Annotated in this window: 15 protein-coding genes and 1 riboswitch; of the genes, 7 read left to right on the forward strand and 8 right to left on the reverse strand. The window is 70.4% G+C overall.

The window, feature by feature from the left end; all coding sequences use genetic code 11:
• The coding region (locus IEY55_RS10495; protein ID WP_189056518.1) for a penicillin-binding transpeptidase domain-containing protein at window positions 1–1,852 on the reverse strand (1,852 nt) is incomplete at its 3' end.
• A 197-nt stretch (window positions 1,853–2,049) separates the two neighbouring features.
• Between IEY55_RS10495 and IEY55_RS10500 the strand changes: the two genes are divergently transcribed.
• The 3 genes from IEY55_RS10500 (at window position 2,050) to IEY55_RS10510 (ending at window position 3,248) form a co-directional block, all read left to right on the forward strand.
• Window positions 2,050–2,286 carry a hypothetical protein gene (locus tag IEY55_RS10500; RefSeq protein ID WP_189056520.1) on the forward strand — a complete coding sequence of 79 codons (237 nt, stop codon included), beginning with the start codon at window positions 2,050–2,052 and terminating at the stop codon, window positions 2,284–2,286.
• On the forward strand, window positions 2,283–2,678 hold the full coding sequence (locus IEY55_RS10505; protein WP_189056522.1) for an MFS transporter: 396 nt from the start codon (window positions 2,283–2,285) through the stop codon (window positions 2,676–2,678). The genes IEY55_RS10500 and IEY55_RS10505 overlap by 4 nt, the downstream gene beginning before the upstream one ends.
• A 63-nt stretch (window positions 2,679–2,741) precedes the next feature.
• Window positions 2,742–3,248, forward strand: a complete 507-nt coding sequence (locus IEY55_RS10510; RefSeq protein ID WP_229686245.1) for an MFS transporter — start codon at window positions 2,742–2,744, stop codon at window positions 3,246–3,248.
• A 44-nt stretch (window positions 3,249–3,292) separates the two neighbouring features.
• Here the strand turns inward: IEY55_RS10510 and IEY55_RS10515 are convergent, their stop codons facing one another.
• Window positions 3,293–4,390 (reverse strand): LacI family DNA-binding transcriptional regulator, encoded by a 1,098-nt coding sequence (locus IEY55_RS10515; protein WP_189056524.1) that lies wholly within the window; start codon window positions 4,388–4,390, stop codon window positions 3,293–3,295.
• A 267-nt stretch (window positions 4,391–4,657) separates the two neighbouring features.
• On the opposite strand from IEY55_RS10515, the gene IEY55_RS10520 reads away from it, so the two are divergent.
• Window positions 4,658–5,404 (forward strand): S1 family peptidase, encoded by a 747-nt coding sequence (locus tag IEY55_RS10520; RefSeq protein ID WP_189056526.1) that lies wholly within the window; start codon window positions 4,658–4,660, stop codon window positions 5,402–5,404.
• A 284-nt stretch (window positions 5,405–5,688) separates the two neighbouring features.
• Entirely contained in the window at window positions 5,689–7,434 is a 1,746-nt protein-coding gene (locus IEY55_RS10525) for an ABC-ATPase domain-containing protein (RefSeq protein WP_229686246.1), read from the forward strand.
• A 33-nt stretch (window positions 7,435–7,467) separates the two neighbouring features.
• Here IEY55_RS10525 and IEY55_RS10530 read toward each other — a convergent pair whose 3' ends face one another.
• The gene (locus IEY55_RS10530; RefSeq protein ID WP_189056530.1) at window positions 7,468–7,701 is read right to left on the reverse strand and encodes a hypothetical protein; all 234 of its coding nucleotides are present in this window, start codon (window positions 7,699–7,701) and stop codon (window positions 7,468–7,470) included.
• Between the two features lie 480 nt (window positions 7,702–8,181).
• Here IEY55_RS10530 and IEY55_RS10535 point away from each other — a divergent pair, with 480 nt between their 5' ends.
• Window positions 8,182–9,300, forward strand: coding sequence for a metal-dependent hydrolase family protein (locus IEY55_RS10535; RefSeq protein ID WP_229686247.1), 1,119 nt, complete (start codon window positions 8,182–8,184; stop codon window positions 9,298–9,300).
• Window positions 9,301–9,333: 33 nt separating this feature from the next.
• Here IEY55_RS10535 and IEY55_RS10540 read toward each other — a convergent pair whose 3' ends face one another.
• Window positions 9,334–10,521, reverse strand: coding sequence for an MAB_1171c family putative transporter (locus IEY55_RS10540; RefSeq protein WP_189056534.1), 1,188 nt, complete (start codon window positions 10,519–10,521; stop codon window positions 9,334–9,336).
• A 447-nt stretch (window positions 10,522–10,968) separates the two neighbouring features.
• On the opposite strand from IEY55_RS10540, the gene IEY55_RS10545 reads away from it, so the two are divergent.
• The gene (locus IEY55_RS10545) at window positions 10,969–11,679 is read left to right on the forward strand and encodes a hypothetical protein (RefSeq protein WP_189056536.1); all 711 of its coding nucleotides are present in this window, start codon (window positions 10,969–10,971) and stop codon (window positions 11,677–11,679) included.
• Between the two features lie 47 nt (window positions 11,680–11,726).
• Here the strand turns inward: IEY55_RS10545 and IEY55_RS10550 are convergent, their stop codons facing one another.
• From IEY55_RS10550 to IEY55_RS10565, 4 genes are read right to left on the reverse strand one after another with little or no spacing between them, the layout of a single operon-like run.
• Entirely contained in the window at window positions 11,727–13,553 is a 1,827-nt protein-coding gene (locus IEY55_RS10550; protein WP_189056538.1) for an ABC transporter ATP-binding protein, read from the reverse strand.
• Window positions 13,550–14,398: an ABC transporter permease gene (locus IEY55_RS10555; RefSeq protein ID WP_189056540.1), complete on the reverse strand. Its 849-nt coding sequence runs from the start codon at window positions 14,396–14,398 to the stop codon at window positions 13,550–13,552. The genes IEY55_RS10550 and IEY55_RS10555 overlap by 4 nt, the downstream gene beginning before the upstream one ends.
• Before the next feature lie 2 nt (window positions 14,399–14,400).
• Entirely contained in the window at window positions 14,401–15,357 is a 957-nt protein-coding gene (locus tag IEY55_RS10560; RefSeq protein ID WP_189056542.1) for an ABC transporter permease, read from the reverse strand.
• Between the two features lie 43 nt (window positions 15,358–15,400).
• Window positions 15,401–17,005 carry an ABC transporter substrate-binding protein gene (locus IEY55_RS10565; RefSeq protein ID WP_189056544.1) on the reverse strand — a complete coding sequence of 535 codons (1,605 nt, stop codon included), beginning with the start codon at window positions 17,003–17,005 and terminating at the stop codon, window positions 15,401–15,403.
• A gap of 120 nt (window positions 17,006–17,125) precedes the next feature.
• A riboswitch (cobalamin riboswitch) is annotated at window positions 17,126–17,297 on the reverse strand.
• Between the last annotated feature and the right edge of the window lie 15 nt (window positions 17,298–17,312).

A 17,312-nucleotide genomic window follows, 5' to 3' on the forward strand; every position in this document is an offset into this window, starting at 1 on the left:
AGGAGATCGCGCTGAGGAAGGATCCGGCGACGTCAACAGCCGGAGCGGAAGCGTTGGCCTCCAGGACGACGACGGCGAAGGCCAGGTCACCCTGGAACCCGACGAACCAGCCGTGCGAGTTGCCGGCGTTGTCGAACTCGGCCGTACCGGTCTTGCCGTGCAACCCCGGGAAACCGTTCAGCTTCCTGGCGGTTCCGTCGGTGACGACCTCACGCATCATGTTCCGGACCGCATGGGCCACCGCCGGTGGGGGAGGCGCCGCGGTACCGGTCGCCTCGGTTCGGGTTCCGCGCAACAACACGGGCGTGACCCGCTTGCCGCTGGCCATGGTCGCGGTCGCCAGGGCCATGCCGAAGGGGCTCGCCGTCACCTCGCCCTGCCCGATGCTGTCGTCCATCCGGTTCTCCGCGACCGGGTCGGGCGGCACCTTCCCGGTGACGGTCGTGATACCGGGGATGACGTAGTCCGCGCCGAGACCCAATTGCTGCGCCGCCTTGGAGAGCGCGTCGGCGGGTAGCTTCGTGGCCAACTCGGCGAAGGTCGTGTTGCACGAGTGCGCGAACGCGGTGCGCAGCGAGACAGTGCCCAGGTCGAACTTGTGGTCGTTGGGAATCCGCCGGCTACCCACCTGAACCTCGGCCGGACACGGCAATGGCGTGTCCGCCTGTGCCAGGCCGGCCTGCAAAACCGCGGAAGCCGTCACCATCTTGAAGGTCGAACCCGGCGGCAGGATGCCCTGAAGCGCGATGTCCGACTTCGCGGCCCTGTTCTGTGCCACGGCGCGGATTTCGCCGGTGGAGGGCTGGATCGCGACGAGGGCGGCCTCGTTCGGAAGTGCCTGCAACGCGTGCTGCGCCGCCTTCTGCGTCCTCGCGTCCAACGTCGCCTGGACCGGCCGGCTGCGCGCGCCACTCTCCGCGTGCAGCACCTCGACCTCGTTACCGGACGCGTCGGCCACGACGATGCGCCACGGCGCGTCGTTCGCCCTCTGCTGCTCGATCTCCCTGGCCAGGCCACCCATGACGAAGGACCGCAGTTCCGGGTCGACGCCCCGGATCTTCTGCTGCTTGCGGAACGAGACCCCGGGAAGGTCGTAGATCTGGGACCGCACCTTGTCGTAGTCCGACTCGTCCAAGGTGACGACCTCGTAGGGCTGGCCGGCGGGCACCTTGCCCGCACCGTCGACGATGGCCTGCCGCGTCACGTCCGGATCGAGCGGCGCGAGCGCGGTCGCAAGTTGCTGCGCCACGCGGGACAGGTCCCGGGCCTGTGCCCGGTCGAGCCGGACGGTCACCCCGGTCTTCCAGGTCAGCAAGGGTCTTCCGGTGCTGTCGGTCACCGCGGCCGCACGATCGTCCTGCCGCAACTCCAGCTTCTGGCCCGCCCCGAGCCTGGGATGCACGGCGGCCGGCGACCACTTCACCCGCCACCGCGCACCCTTGTTGAGCTGGATCGTGCCGTCGTAGGACCATGTGCGGCCGCTGCCCAGGTTCCAGTCCGCTCGGTAGCTGACCGTGGCCTGGTTACCCGCTGCGGAGCGGTCGACGTTTCCCGTCTTGAGCGTCACGGCGGACGACCGAAGCTCGACCCGTAGCTCGTTTAGGAACGCCGCGGCGGCCGCGGGATCGTCGGTGAGCTTCGCCGCGGCCTCGGTGTCCCCCTTCCCAGCGGCGGTGAAGAACTGTGCCACCACCCGGTCCGGTGCGTCGATCATCGCTGGTGGCGTGGAGCTCTCGCCGGTGGCGGTACCCGCCCCCGGTTTCGACAACACCACGACACCGGCGACGATGACCCCCACAGCCACCAAGCCGCCCCCGGTCAGTACCCAACGTCTCCACGAGGTCGTGGACATCGAAACCCCCTCCCGCGACGAACCTCGTCGCGCTCTGCTGGATCGTACGAAAGCGCCCCGGCGCACGGTTGCCGCGGACCGCGAAGGTGGTTCGGACCACGTCCGTCCATCGGTCGGGGACTGCCGTCATATCCTCGGCCAATGGCAAGCTCGGGCTGCTGAAGCGCTTCAGGAACCGTGGAGGCTGGGGGTGCGGAATGCGGTCCGTCCGCTCCGGGGCGGCGGCGGTGTTCTCGGTCTTCGGGCTCGGCGGGTTCCTGGCCGGCTCCTGGGCCGGGCGGGTGCCCGCGCTGGCACAGCAGGTCCAGGCCGAACCGGGTGCGCTCAGCCTGGCACTGCTGGGCATCACGGTCGGCCTGCTCACCGGAGCGCCGTTCGCCGAGGCGCCTGTGCACGGGCCGGGGTGCGGCCGATCGTCACCGCATCGGCAGTGACCGCCTGCCTGTTGTTGCCCGGGCTCGCCGTCGCCACCACGCCCCTCGGGCTCGGGTTTGCCCTGTTCCTGTTCGGGATCGCGGTCGGATTCATGGATGTGTCCATGAACATCGCCGCCGTGGCCGTCACCCGCGTCGCGGAGCGGCCACTGATGTCCTTCTTCCACGCCGGGTTCAGCGCGGGCGCGCTGTGGGGAGGGGGAGGGGCGGCCCTGGCGGCAGCGCTGAACTGGGCGCCTGGCAGGCAGTTCGTGACCGCCACGCTCGCCGGTGTGGTCGTGCTCTGCCTCACCGTGCGCTTCTTACCGGCCAGCCTCGACGGACCCGCGCGTGTCGCGACCGCGGATGATGCCCTCACCAGGCCGTCTCCGGCGCGGCAGCCCGTGTTGTGACTGCTCGCGTTCACGACTTTCTGTGCGGCGATCGCGGAAGGTGGTTGCACGGACTGGTCCGCGTTGTTCTTGGCGCAAGACCGCCAGCTCAACGAGTCGGCGGCTGCCGGCGGATATGCCTGTTTCTCGGTGGCGATGGTGGTGGCCCGGTTGCTCGGGGAACGGCTCGAGCGTCGCTTCGGCCCGTACCGGCTGCTCGCGGGCGGGGGAGGAGGGTGCGCTGTCGGGCTTGCGGTCACGGTGATCATCCCGCTGCCCGTGGCCGGGTACCTTGGGCTCGTTCTCGCTGGTCTGGGCGTGGCAGCGGCGTTTCCGGTCGTGCTCGGGCTGGCCGGCGCGGTCGGTGCGGAGACCGGTCGCGGTGGCGAGCGCGAGATCGGCTTCGTCACCATGATCTCCTATGCCGGCTTCCTCATCGGCCCACCCATGGTCGGCGTGATCGCGCAACGAACCTCACTCGCGGTGGCACTCGGTGCGGTCGCGGCCGTGGTTGCTTTGGTCGTCCCGATGGCGTGGACGGTGGCGCGGGCGCGCCGGAACGCACCGAAGGCTGCCGTTTCCGCCGTCTGAACCGGAAGACGTATGGTGCGGCGCCACTCCCAGGCCGGCTCAGGTCAGTGGTGCAATGGAAACCGCGGTGGGCCACTCGTCGCGCGGGGGACGAGCCAAACCGGCAGGATGAACGGGCGGTGCTCGTGGTCGCCGGCGAGCGCCGCCAGCGCCAGCTCGCCCGCGCGCCGTCCTTTCTCCGCCAACGGTTGCCGTATGGTCGTCAGCGGCGGGTCGCCGCCGCTGGCGGCCGGGGTGTCGTCGAACCCCACGACGGACACCTCCTCGGGCACCCGCAGGCCCAGGTGACGCGCGCCCTGTACGGCACCCAACGCCAGCTCGTCGGACATGCACAGCAGGGCGGTCGGCCGCGGGGACCGGGTGAGCAGCCACCGCGCCCCGCGCCGGCCCGCCTCGCGGGAACTCGCCGGCGCCTCCCACACCGGCATCGCGCCCGGCTCGATCCCCGCGGCGGCCAGCACCGACAGGTAGCCGGTCAGCCGGTCCCGGCTGATCCGGTAGCGGGCGGTGGCGCGTCGCCCGTGGTCGGCCGGCCCCTCGCCGCCGTCGGGATGGAACGGGAACGCCAGCACCCCGAACCAGCGGTGCCCCAACGCCACCAGGTGCTCGGCCGCCAACCGGCCGCCACGTTCGTCGTCGATCTCCACCCGGGGCGCCCATGGCACGGCCGGCTGGTCGACCACCACCAGCGGCAGCCCGCGCCGGCGCACCGCCGCCAGCGCGGGCACGTCGTCGGCGAGCGAGTAGGCGACCACCACGTCCGCCCGCAACCGGGCCACCGCCTCCCGCCGGGGACCGCCCCGCTCGCCCCGCATCAGCACCAGGCTGTGCTCATGTCCGTCCACAGTGGAGATCAGCCCGTCGAGCGTGACCGAGAGCGCGGGATCGGAGAACGCCCCGGCCAGCGGCGTCCCCACGACGAAGGCGATCGCGCCGGCGCGGCGAGTGGCCAGGCCGCGCGCCACCGGGTTCGGGCCCGGATAGCCCAGGCTGCGTGCCGCGCCCAGGATTCGGTCCCGGAGCTCGGCGGAAAGCTGGTCCGGACGGTTGTAGGCATTGGACACCGTCGCGCGCGAGACGCCCACGGCGTGCGCGATCGTGTCCAGCGTCGGGCGACGCGGCCGGTCGTCATCGACGGGCATGGGCCGAGCTTGCCCGCGATCGGCGGTGGTGGGTAGCCCCAGCGCCGTCGCGCGGGCCCAGAAATTCCACCGACGTTCGGGGCTGGTGGCGATCGGTGCCCCGCCGTGACCGAACGGCGGCACAGCGTCATCGCTGGCCGAAGTCCCGTCCGGGAACCGACTTTCGTCCGGTGTTACCGATCACATCGCTGTCGGATGCTTCCGGAGCACGTTCGTCCTCAACCCCCTGCTGACCGGTGCGATCCACCGGTTATTGAGGAGGAGCCAATGCGCTTCGTTCGCATGCTGTCCGCATTCGCCGGCGCCGCGGCACTTGCGGTGTCCTCCCTGGGCGTCACCACGCCGATGGCCACCGCCCAGACCCACGACGACGCAACCCCGTTCATCATCGGTGGCCAAGAGGTGGATAGTGCACCATGGGCCGCCCGGATGTTCCTCAACGGCCGGCAACGCTGCTCGGCCTCCATCATCGCCCCGCAGTGGATCCTCAGCGCGCGGCACTGCGTGGAAGGTCGCGGCACGTTCGCCTTCCGGATCGGCAACGTCGACCAGTTCGCCGGTGTCTACGCCGAGGCCAAGCCCGGCGGGATCCACAAGCTCCGGGACAGTGACATCGCTTTGGTGAACATCGACCGTCCGGTACAGACCGAGTACGCGCCGCTGGGTAACCCACGGGACGTCCAGGCCGGCCAGACCGTGCAGATCTACGGCTGGGGTGCCACCCGGCGGACCAGCGACGAGATCAACTGGCAGTCGCGCATCCTGAAGGTCGCCAACGTGCGGGTCACCAGCACCACCTGCCGGAACCAGCTCGGTGGCCCCAACGTGTGCGTCCGGCGCGTCGACGGCATCGCCGCCGGTGGTGACTCGGGCGGCCCGATGTTCAGCAAGAGCCCGGTGGACGGAAAGGTCTACCAGGTGGGCGTGGCCTCGACCAGTGACCGGCAGTCGTTCTCGACCTACGCCAACATCACCGCCAAGCGACAGTGGATCAAGTCGGTCTCCGGCGTCTGACCGGTCGACCGCCGAACGGCGGGGGAGGGCCTGCGCCCACCCCCGCCGTTCGACATAACCGGCCGCCTCCACTTTCGTAGGGTCGCGAACCCACCCGTAACGTGGTCATCAACGCGGCTGTCGGATGCCGCTGACCGGGGAAACCAGGAGCATCCGGCGACCCGGAACGGTCGGTCGGGCGGCGGGGACGCATGTCGGGGGTCCGCCGCCCGACCGCGTGACGCTCGCCCCCGCACCGGGACCTGCTTACACGGGCACAGGACGCGTTGAGTAGGACTGGTGTCGTGACGAATCGGGTGTGGGAGTCGCGACGACGTGGTGGCGGGCGCGGGCCGGGCAGGCCCACCGAGCGGGAGCGCGCCGGCGCCGCCCTGGCTGCCGAGCTGCGCCGGCTCGACGGCGGCCGCTACGGGCAGTACCGGTCGCTGGCCGGGACGTGGCGGTTCGACGGGTTCACGCTGCGGGTCGCCCGGGTCCAGGCCGACCCGTTCGCCCCGCCGAGCCGCCTCGTCGTGCACGTCCCGCACGAGGTCGCCGACTTCCCCGCCGGGCTGTGGTCGACCCCGGTACGGGCCCGGGCACTGGCCGGCTACCTCGTTCGTCGGGCCGCGGGCGAGCTGCGCGACCGGGCGTTCCGGGTGGACGCCGGCGGCCAGCAGGTGCTGGAGCGCAGCGCGTGCCGGATCGACGCCTCCGGCGTGGTGCTCCGGCTGGCCATGGAGCTGCCGGGCCGGGGCCGGACGATCGACGGCCGGGCCGCCGAGCGCCTGCTCTGTGACCGGCTGCCGGCGGCCGTGGCGGCCACCCTGCGGTGGTCGGCGGTGGACCACGACGAGGTGCGGGCCTTCGTCGACTCGGTCGAGGACACCGACGCGCTCCGGCGGACGCTGTCCGAACTCAGGTTGGTGGCCTTCGTCGCCGACGGATCGGTGTTGCCGCGGCGCAGTGGCGTGGACGACCGGCCCCTACCCGGCGGTGGGGTGCCGTTCCGCTCCCCGGAGTCGCTGCGGGTCGAGGTCGAGTTGCCGCACCGCGGCCGGGTGACCGGGATGGGCATCCCGGAGGGCGTGACCCTGATCGTCGGCGGTGGGTTCCACGGCAAGTCGACGCTGCTGCGCGCGCTGGAGCGCGGCGTCTACGACCACGTGCCCGGCGACGGGCGGGAGCTGGCGGTCGCCCGGGCGGACACGGTGAAGATCCGCGCCGAGGACGGGCGCCGCGTCGAGCGGGTCGACGTGAGCGCGTTCGTCGCCCACCTGCCCACCGGCGCGGACACCACCGACTTCTCCACCGACAACGCCTCGGGCTCCACCTCGCAGGCCGCCTCGATCGTGGAGGCGCTGGAGGCCGGTGCCGGGACCCTGCTCGTCGACGAGGACACCGCGGCCACCAACCTGATGATCCGGGACGCCCGGATGCAGGCGCTGGTGGCCAAGGACAAGGAGCCGCTGACGCCGTTCGTGGACCTGGTACGGCCGCTGCACCGGCAGCACGGGGTGTCGACGGTGCTCGTGGTCGGCGGTTCCGGCGACTACTTCGACGTGGCGGACCGCGTGGTGATGATGGACGCCTACCGCCCGGTGGAGGTAACCGAGCGGGCCCGGGCGCTGGCCGAGCGCCCGACCGGCAGGCACGCCGAAGCCACGACGTTCCCCCTCGCCCGGGACCGTGTCGTGGACCCCCGGTCGGTGCGCCCGGAAGCCAACGGCCGCACCAAAATCCGGCACCGGGGCGCCGACGCGCTGGTGTTCGGCGACTCCGATGTGGACCTGCGGGCGGTCGAGCAGGTCGTGGACCCCAGCCAGGTCGTCGGGATCGGGCTGGCACTGGCGCACTGCGTGCGTGCCGGCCACCTGGACGGGGCGGTCACCGTGCACGAGCTGCTGGACCGGCTGGCGGCCGACCTGGCCGGGGATGCGGTCGCCGTGCTGGGCGAGCGCTCGCTGGACGACTTCGTCGTGCCCCGCCGGCACGAGGTGGCCGCCGCACTCAACCGGTTGCGCGCACTGCGGGTACTGCAGCTGGTTTGAGTTCCGCCGTGTCTCCCAAGCCCGTCTCGCTCGTCAGCTCAGGAAGAGGATCGACCTACTCCCTCCGAAGTGGACGGTGGCCTGCCACGCGTTGGTCGAACGGGGGGCGGGTGCCGGGGCCGCGGCGGCGCGGCTGACCCAGGCGGCGGTGGGATCGGGGGTGCCGGGCGGGGCGACCGGCGCCCAACCCGGGCGCTGCCCGCCCCCGGTGGGGGTGAACGCGTACCAGCGGGCGTCGGTCCGCTGCGTGTGCTGCTGGCCGGACATCGTCTTCCGCTCCTTCCCTCATTCCCCTCCGTGGACCTGATGAGCGCCGCGGGGCCGGGTGCACCTGCTTCGCGACGGGCGTCTATTTATCACTCCACGCTGTCGATCAGTTACACAGGGTCGGTCGGGCGTGGCCCGATGCCTCCCCGGCCGGCGGGAGCGACCGTTCCCGGTGCGTGCCCCTCGCTCGGGGGCAGGTGACGCGGTGGCCACGGCGGGAAGTCGGCGCATCGCCCTCGCGGGGCTGTTGCTTCCGGCTCCCGCCGGGTATTCGCCGACGGGGTCGCGTTTGTCCCGCCACAGCTTGAGATGGTGAAAGGTCTCTCTGCTCTCGTGCCGCTTCGCTCGCCATCAACGCGGCGCGACGGTGAGAGCTAGCATCACGGGGACCGTCGAGACGGAGGCAGGATGGCAACCGATATGCGGGCCGGTGGCCGGTTGTGGGGTTTGCGTGCGGCGCGTTTGTTCGACGGGGAGGTAATGCACGAGGGTGCGCCACTGGTCCTGATCCAGGACTGCCACATCGTTGACGTGGACCTTTCCGGTTCACGCCCCGCGGTCGACCTGCCGGTGACCGATCTTGGCGATGTGACTTTGTTGCCCGGTTTGGTGGACGCGCATTCTCATCTGGCTTTCGATCCGACGGGCAACGTGGTCGAGCAGATGCGTGGTGAGGACGACGCGACACTGCTGAACCGCATGCGCGAGCATGCCCGGCAGGCGCTGTCTGCCGGCATTACGACCATCCGCGACCTGGGCGACCGCAACTACCTGTCTCTCGTGCTGCGTGACGAGTTCGCTTCTGACGGCTCGCCGGGACCGAAACTCCTGGTTTCAGGACCGCCGATCACCTCCCCGGGAGGGCACTGCTGGTTCCTTGGGGGAGAGGCGGCAGGTGTTGATGCGCTGCGCGCCGCCGTAGCCGAGCGGATCACGCGTGGTGTGGACGTGATCAAGGTGATGGCCACGGGTGGGGGAATCACCCCCGGCAGTGCCGCTGACGAATCGCAGTTCGATGCTGATGAGTTGCGCGCGGTCGTGGAGGCCGCCCACGGTGCGGGTAAGCCCGTCACCGCGCACGCGCACGGCGTGCAGGGTATCGCTGACGCGGTTCGTGCTGGCGTCGACGGCATCGAGCACTGCACGTTTCTTACCGCCGATGGTGCCGCGCCTGACTGGGACACCGTGCGAATACTGGCAAAGACCGGCATTTACGTGGGGGTGACGGCTGGCCGGGTTCCCCGGGGGCCCTTGCCAGCCCACGTCGCGTTGGCCCGGCGATGCCTTCCCCGCATGCAGCGGGAAGGCGTGCGGCTGGTGTGCTCCTCGGACGCCGGTGTGACCGCCGAGAAGCCCCACGACTGCCTGCCCCACGGGCTCCCCGAATTCGCGGGCTTCGTCGAACTGCCCACCACCCAGGCTCTTGCGGCCGTCACCAGCCTGGCGGCCGAGTCCTGCGACCTCGGTGGGAGAAAGGGCAGGATCGCCTCCGGCTACGACGCTGACATCCTTGCTGTGACCGGCAATCCCGTGCGGCAACTCGAGGATCTGTGCAACGTCGCCGCAGTGTTTTGCGAGGGACAGCGGGTGATGCTGTGAGTCCGTCGCCACCCGGCTGAAGTCGAACCTGCTCTATGAGCCTGGCCTGTGGGGCTCGGCAGCAATCGCCGCGGCACAGCGGTCGACCCGGGGGTCGTGCCAGAAAGCAGCGACCGCGCGAAGCCATCGCAGCTCGCTGTACGCGTCGGCGCCACCTTGGCTGACGAGATCCAGCGGTTTCCCCACGCGCTCGAGCCCCTGTTCCTGGGCGCGCAGGGCCACCTTCAACCAGCACGCTGTCGTGGCTGCCTCGGCTTGGTCGGGGCGCAGGCGTGTCTCGGCCATCGATGTCCGTATCCGGTCGAGGGCTTCGGGGGTGACCCATTCCCGCATACTCAGCAGGCCATCCCGGATCTCGATGAGCCTTCGGTGCAGGCGCAGACGGTTGTCCCGGAGTGTCAGCACGTCGAGAAGCCGTCGACGCGGCGGCTGTAGCGCGATGTTCGGCAGTGCCTCACACAAGGTTTTCCACAACGGGTAGAGCTTGTAGCAGTGCCACCATGCCGCCACCGCCTGGATGAGGGGGAGGACGGCGGCGAGCGAGCATCCCACGGCGATGCCGATCGAGTGGATCGACGAGATGTAGAGGCCGAACGGGAGCAGCGTGGGCGATGCCGAGAACAGCGCTGCGAACCGGCTCCCGAGGAAGATGAGGAACGTGCTGGTGGCGATGCCCAGCAACGCGATCGCCAGGCGCAGGACCCTCGAGTCCGTCCGGGCGATATGGCGCCAGAACAACACCGATGCCCATGCCGTGACCAGCAGCATGTACACCAGGTAGACGACCCAGTAAACGATGTGCGCGCTGAAAACGCCGGGAACGGGCAGGAATCGTTGCCGGGTCGGAACGCCCTGGGCGATGGTGATCGAGAAGGTGACCGCCATCGTCACGACGGTGAACAGGCTGGAAAAGATCCGGAAGCGACGCCACGGTGCGGTTCTGAAGTCGTGCGTCGGGGGCCTGCGGATGGCGAAGTCGAGGAGGAGCGTGGCGACCCCGACCGCCATCAGGCTGGAGATCAGGCTCGTGATCTGGGGGATGCCCGTGAGCTCCCTGGCCACGCGCGCCACCGGTTTCTGGAGCATGAGTAGCCCCGAGCCCAGCATCAACAGCGTGAACCAAAGGGGGCGTTGCTCCCGCACCCGGACGGCGGGAATGCGCACGAGCACCACGGTCCAGCAGAGAACGAGGAGAATGAAACGGATCACTTCCGCGTGCACAGTCGAACCCCTCGTTCCACACCCGGGTCAGTCACCAGCCGCAAGAATCCTGCCATGATCACCTGTCACGAGACTGTGAGGACGACCACGTGCTCGAGGTGCGGAGCAAATCCCGCTCCGACTCGTCAGGTGCACCAGTCGGCGGACCTGGTGGAAGGCCGTTGGTGGCAACCGGGCTGCCGGCAACGGGTGGGCGGGCCGGGGCCTGGCCTCGTATGGTCGGCCGGCATGTGGGCGCGTCGTCAGGTCAGCGCTCGACGCGTGTGGGGCTGTTGACGGCGACGGGCGGCGGCGGGCCGGTCGCACGGTTGATCGGTGGTGGAGCGTCCGGGTGGCGGCAGGTCCTTTCGTTGTGGCCCGAAAGGGCGGCAAATCTTTCAGATTCGCCGGATCGGACCATGGCTGCGGGGAGTGACGGCGAAACCACGTAGTGCGACCATGTTTCGCGTGCACCTCTGCGAGGCGCCGACCCGGAAAGGGTGGCCCTGCCGCCGGCGCGTGCGGCCGGCGACCGGACCGTGCCATCTGCACCGTGATCTGCAGGCCAACCAGCTGCCCACGGATGGGGCGCGGCCCACCTGGACGGTGCCCGCGCAACGGCTGGTGGGCGAGACGTGCCGGGCCACTCTGCCCCCGCCGAGGACCGGCCTCGTCCTGCCCACGCCCCGGCGCCTCGAGGAGCGCTCCCAGTGCGCGGCCGTAGCGGAGCGAGCGGCGAGCATCGTGTGGCGGCGTGCTGCGACGCAGCGCTATACGCGGGTCGTCGGCACTCCGATCTGGGAGACGTTGTGCACCGGGCGGGCGGCGTTGCGCTGCCGGCGGCTGGCCGTGATCGCCCGCGGTCTCCTGGCCCTGCGCACCAGAAGCCGCGCCGCGGCAGGCACCCTGGTGCACCAGGTGTTACGGCTACGCCGGAACTCCACGATCGAACGGTTCGCGGCAGCACGCATCGGCGAGCGCATCGGCGTACCCGGGCGCGAAGGCGTGGCAGCGACCGCCCGGGCGTTACAGGCACTGGGAATCCTGCTGTGCACCTCGGACAACGACCTCACTTCCTGCGCCTGTCTCCGCGACGTCGCCGACACGGTCGAGATGATCGAGGCCGAGCTGTCGGAGTTCCTCTGGCGAGCCGCCCTCGACGAGCTGACCCAGCCCTGACGACCGCCCACGAATCGGCCAGCGCTGTGCCCGGGGCCCGGACCCGGTCACGACACCGACGTCGCGTCCGCAACGTCCCGGTACGGAAGTCTTGGCGCGGCGTGCACGAGCTGCCGGGCGACCGGCGTCCGTGGTGACTCGAGCACCTCCCGGGTCGGCCCGGTCTCGCACACTCGGCCGTCCGCCAGCACCGCGACCCGGTCGGCGACGGACGCCACGACGCCGAGATCGTGGCTGATGAACACCATCGCCAGCCCGAGTTCGGTACGGAGATCGGCGAGGAGGTCGAGCACGACCGCCTGCACCGAAACGTCGAGGGCGGAGGTGATCTCGTCACAGACGAGCACCTCGGGCCGTGCGGCGAGCGCACGGGCGAGGGCGACCCGCTGGCGCTCACCGCCCGAGAGCTCACCGGGCCGGCGAGCCGCCACGGCCGTCGGCAGCCGAACCTGGTCGAGCAGCTCCACCGCCTCGGCCACGGCCTGCCGCGCGCTGCGGCGACGCAAGATCCGCGCGGGTCGGGCAACCTGCTCCCCGACCGTTCGCGACGGGTCGAGCGTATCGGCCGGATTCTGTGGAACAAGCTGGATCCGTCGTCGTTGGTCACGGCGGCGGTGGCGCACCGACCGCCCGAGAATGGTTCCCCCGAGCCGAACCGTGCCCGCGGTAGGTCGGTGAAGGCCGACGATGCACCGCGCGATCGTGCTCTTCCCGCTCCCGGAGGCACCGAGCAGCGCGACGCACTCGTCCCGATCGAGGGAGAAGGAGATGCCGGCGGCCGCCACCACCTGCCGTCGCCGCGTCCGGTGCACGGCGTGGAGGTCTTCCACCACCAGCAAAGTGTTCGCCGGGCTCGGCGAGGTCCGCGGCGACGGTGTCGAGACACGCCGCACCGTGGGCGCGGACACAACCACCGACCCGGTCCGCTCCGAGTTCAGGCACGCCACCCGGTGCTGGGTTCCGACGTGTGCCGGAGGTGGCGGGGCGTCCAGACAGAGACGTTCGACAAGCCCGCACCGTGGCGCGAACGAGCAGCCCGATGGCCGCGCCCCCACCGGCGGCACAACGCCGGGGAGCCCCGCCGAACCGCGGGCACGCCGTGGATCGGGAACCGCATCAATCAACGCCGCCGTGTAGGGATGCCGAGGTTGCGACAGCAACGTGCTGGTCGGCCCCTCCTCAACGACCCGGCCGGCGTAGAGCACGGCGAGCCGGTCGGCGATGCCGGCGACAGCGGCGATGTCGTGGGTCACGTACAGGATGCCGCAGCCCGCTTCATCCCGGAGCCGGCGCAACTGGGCGAGCAGGTCCGCCTGCGTGATCACGTCGAGCCCGGTCGTGGGTTCGTCGAGAACGAGCAACCGTGGCTCGTTGACCACCGCCTGGGCGAGGGTGACCCGTTGTTGCTGTCCACCGGAGATCTGATGCGGCCACCGACGCAGAAACGACGGGTCCCCGGGTAACTCCGCCCGCCGGAGCGCACGCATGGCCCGGGTGTCGATGGTCTCGTCCCGCCGGTCGTGATGCGCCCGTGCCACCTCGGCGACCTGTCGGCCCACCCGCATGGCCGGATTGAGCGCGAGCACGGGATCCTGGGGAACGTAGGCGACGATCCGGCCGAGGTGTTGTCTTCGCTCGGCCGGGGTGACGTGCAACATCGGCGTTCCCGCGACGGTCACCCGGCCAGCGGTGGCCCGGGTTCCCGGCGGGGTCTCGCCCAGCAGCGCCAGCGCGAGGGTCGTCTTGCCGGAGCCGGACTCGCCCACGACCCCGAGCACCTCGCCGGGTAACACGGTGAGATCGACATGGTCGAGCAGGGCCCCGCCGGGCGCCTCGACCCGCACACCCACGACCTCGGCGATCGCCCCGGTCATTGTCGCCCTCCTTCGATTGCCGCCGGCGTGCCCCCGTAACGACGGCCCGGTTGGGTGAGGGCGTCGGCGGTGACGTTGACCCCGACCGCGAGCACCGCGATGCACAACGCCGGAGCGAGCACCGCCCACGGCTGCAACAGCAGCCCCGAACGGTTCTCCGCGATCATCAGGCCCCAATCCGCCAATGGCGGCTGCAGCCCGAGACCGAGGAAGTTCGCGGTGCCCACCAACGAGATCGCCGTCGTGATCCGCACCCCGGCATCGGCGAGCAGCGGTTTGGTGATGTTGGGCAGTATTTCGCGACAGGCGATCGCTGCGATTCGCTCCCCACGGGCAGTGGCGGCCTCCACCCAACCACGCACGGACACCTCCAGCGCCGCGGTGCGTACCACGCGCGCGATGCCGGGAATGTTGGCCAGCCCCACAGCCGCGACGATCACGACGGCGCCCCGACCGCTCCCCGTCGCCAGCACGGCGAGGACAAGGAACGGTGGTAGCGCGAGCAGGACGTCCAACGGCCGCATCAACGCGGTCTCAACGGGACCAGGCGCGAGCGCCGCAACCAGCCCGATCGCGCCGCCGACCAGATATGCCAGTCCCAGCGCGGCACACGACAACAGGAGCATGCTCCGCCCACCGTGCAGCAGCCGGCTGAGCACGTCCCGGCCCAGCTGATCGGTGCCCAGCCATGCCTCCGATGTTGGTGCGACGAACGCGGCACCGACCCGCTCGGCCGCCCCATGGGGCGCGACGAACGGGCCCACAAGAGCGAGCGCAAGGATCACGACCACGGCGAGGGCACCGGCACCACCTGCCGGCCCCAGCGCCCGCGACAACCGGCGCATCGCTACCCACCCGTCCGCAGTTTCGGCACGAGCGCGACCACCAGGAGGTCGGCAAGGGTGTAGATGGCGAGCGTGCACACTGCCATGGCGAACGCCAATGCCTGCACCACAGGCACGTCGCGGCTGATGATCGCCTGCACCAGCTCATGGCTGATGCCGGGATAAGCAAACACCTGCTCGACCACGACGATTCCGCCGACCAGCCACGAGATGCTGCCGGCGAGGAGCTGCAGCGCCGGCCCGAGCGCGTTGGGCACCACGTACCGCCACACCACCCGCCGCTCCGGGATTCCGTGGAGCCTTGCGACCCGGACGAAGTCGGCGCGCACGACCTCCGACGTCCGTGCCCGAACCATCCGGATCGACTGGCCCGCCATCACCGACAGCAGGCTCAGCACCGGCAGCACGAGAATCTCGGGTCGGGCGAGCGGGCTCGTTCCCGGTGGTACCAACGACACCGCCGGCAGCAGACCCGCGATGAGCGCGAACACGGCGATGAGCAGGGTGGCGGCCACGAACTCGGGCAACGCCTGCGCGGCAACCGCGACACCGGACACCACCCGGTCGCCCGGCCGACCCTGCCGGATCCCGGACCACAGGCCCAACCCGACGGCGACCGGCACCAGCAGCACGGTCGCGGTCCCCGCGAGCACGAGCGTGTTTCCCAGGCGGGAACCGATGACGTCGGTCACCGACCGGCCGCTCACCAGCGAGCTGCCGAGGTCCCCCTGCAGCAGGCCACCGATCCACCCCAGATAGCGCTGCGGCCACGGAACATCCAGCCCCAGCTCGGCACGCAGCGCGGCCAGCTGTTCCGGGGTGCCGCCACCCGAGGAAGCGGAACGGGTCAGAATCACGTCCGCGGCGTCGCCCGGGAGCAGATCCGTCCCCACGAACACCAGTAACGACACGGCGCAGGTGGCGGCGATACCGGCAAGGGATCGCCGAATGCACAGCATCAGGAAGGGATGGTGTCTGCCCGGACCCGCCGTCAGTAACGGGTCACGAGGCAAGCCAGACCTCCCGATAGCTGCCCCACCGGTCCGACGAGACCGTCGCACCGCGAAGACCACCGACCCGCGGGCTCGCCCCGTCGATCCACTTCGCGAACGAGTGCACGACGTACCCGCCCTCGTCCCACAGCTCCCGCTGCAGCTCCGCGTAGCGCTCCTTGCGCAACGCCGGATCCATGGTGGCGCGAGCCTGGAAGAAGCGCCGGTCCCAGTCGGGTCGCCGCCACGCCGTCTCGTTCTGGCCGGACTCCGACACCAGTGCCTGGCCGAAGAACCAGTCCAGCGAGTAGTTCCCCCAGCCAGTCTGGGTGAACGGCTGCTTGGTCCACACCTCGGTCCAGTAGGAGTCGGCGGGCGACTTCGCCAGCTCGACGGTGATGCCGGCCCGCTTCGCGTGCTCGACGAAAAGTGTTGCCGCCTCGACGAAACCCGGTGTCACGTCCGAGGTGTGCAGCGTGACCCGTAGATCTTCCTTGCCCGCCTTCCGCAACAGCGCACGAGCCTTGTCCGGGTCGTAGGCCCGCTGCGGAAGGTCATCGTTGTACAACGGTGCGCCCTTGCCGTAGAGGTCGTTGCCAACCTCCCCGTATCCGGCGAACACCGTGTCGACGATCTCTTGCCGGTCAACCGAAAGCTTGATCGCCTCGCGCACCGCGGGATCGGTGAACGGCTCCCGGTCGATCAACATGTTGAAGGCGTGGAACCGGCCCAGCGGCGAGGACACGATCGCCACCTGTCCGGTCTTCTCCTGCGCCCGGGCCTGCGTCCACGGCACCTCGTGCGCGATCTCGGCCTCGCCGCCGAGCAACGCGTTCAGCCGGGTGTCCGCCTGCGAGACAAAGATGATCTCAAGCTCGTCGAGGTAGGGGAGGTCGTTCTCCCAGTAGTCGTCGTTGCGGGACAACGCCACCCGATCCCCGGGTTCCCAACGGGAGAACCGGAACGGTCCGGTGCCGACCGGGGGCTCGTCGTTGGAGAACTCGGTGGCACCGTCCTGGATGACATAGACGTACCAGCCGGCCAGCACCGACGGGAGATCCGCGATGGGCTCGCGCATCGGCAACCGCACCGTGCGGGCGTCCAGCTTGCGTAGGCCCGCGGCGTCCACCATCGCCAGGTCGAGCGCGCCGGGGAACTTGTTCGCCGGGTCCAGCAGGTGCCGGATGGAGTGGAGCAGGTCGTCGGCGGACAACCGCTTCCCGTCGTGCCAGCGAACGCCGTCACGCAGCCGGATCGTCCACTCCGAACCATCGGCGTTCGGCTCGATCACCTCCGCGAGCCGGTTGCGCACGGTGAGATCGTCGTCGTAGGCGCACAGCTTGTCGAAGAGGTTCTTCATCACCATGCCGCCGCCCCACGACGCCGCGACGAAGGGGTGCAGGGTGTCATCGCTGGAGCTGTTCCCGGACACCACCGCGCGCAGGTGCCCACCACGGCGTGGTTCCCCCTGCGCGGCCGGGAGGCCACCACCGGAGGAACACCCGACCAGGGAACCACCGAGGACCAACGCGGAGGACGCGCCCAGTACCCCGAGGAAACCCCGACGACTCAACGAGTGTCCGGCACGTCCGGACAGCAGGTCAGAACGATTCATGGCCGCCTCACACACCCGTGACGAGTGGCGGGGCGAACCGGAGAACAACAACGACGGAACGGCGCGGGGCGCGCGGGGCTACGGCCGAGCATCTCACCCTTCTCCATCCTCGTGGAACCAAACGGGTATGCCGCCGCGGCCGGTCTCCTGGCTCCCAGATCGCCGTGCCCCTCCGCCTTCCCACACCGGAACCGGCGCAGTGGCGTCCGTGGAGGGACACTCCCTGGTTACAGTGGCGGGACCGCACCGGATTCGCACCGGTTTCCCGTACACCGCAGCGGCGTGACCATAACCCAGCAGCGGGTGA

This window comes from Longimycelium tulufanense, from assembly GCF_014645795.1.
GTDB lineage: Bacteria > Actinomycetota > Actinomycetes > Mycobacteriales > Pseudonocardiaceae > Longimycelium > Longimycelium tulufanense.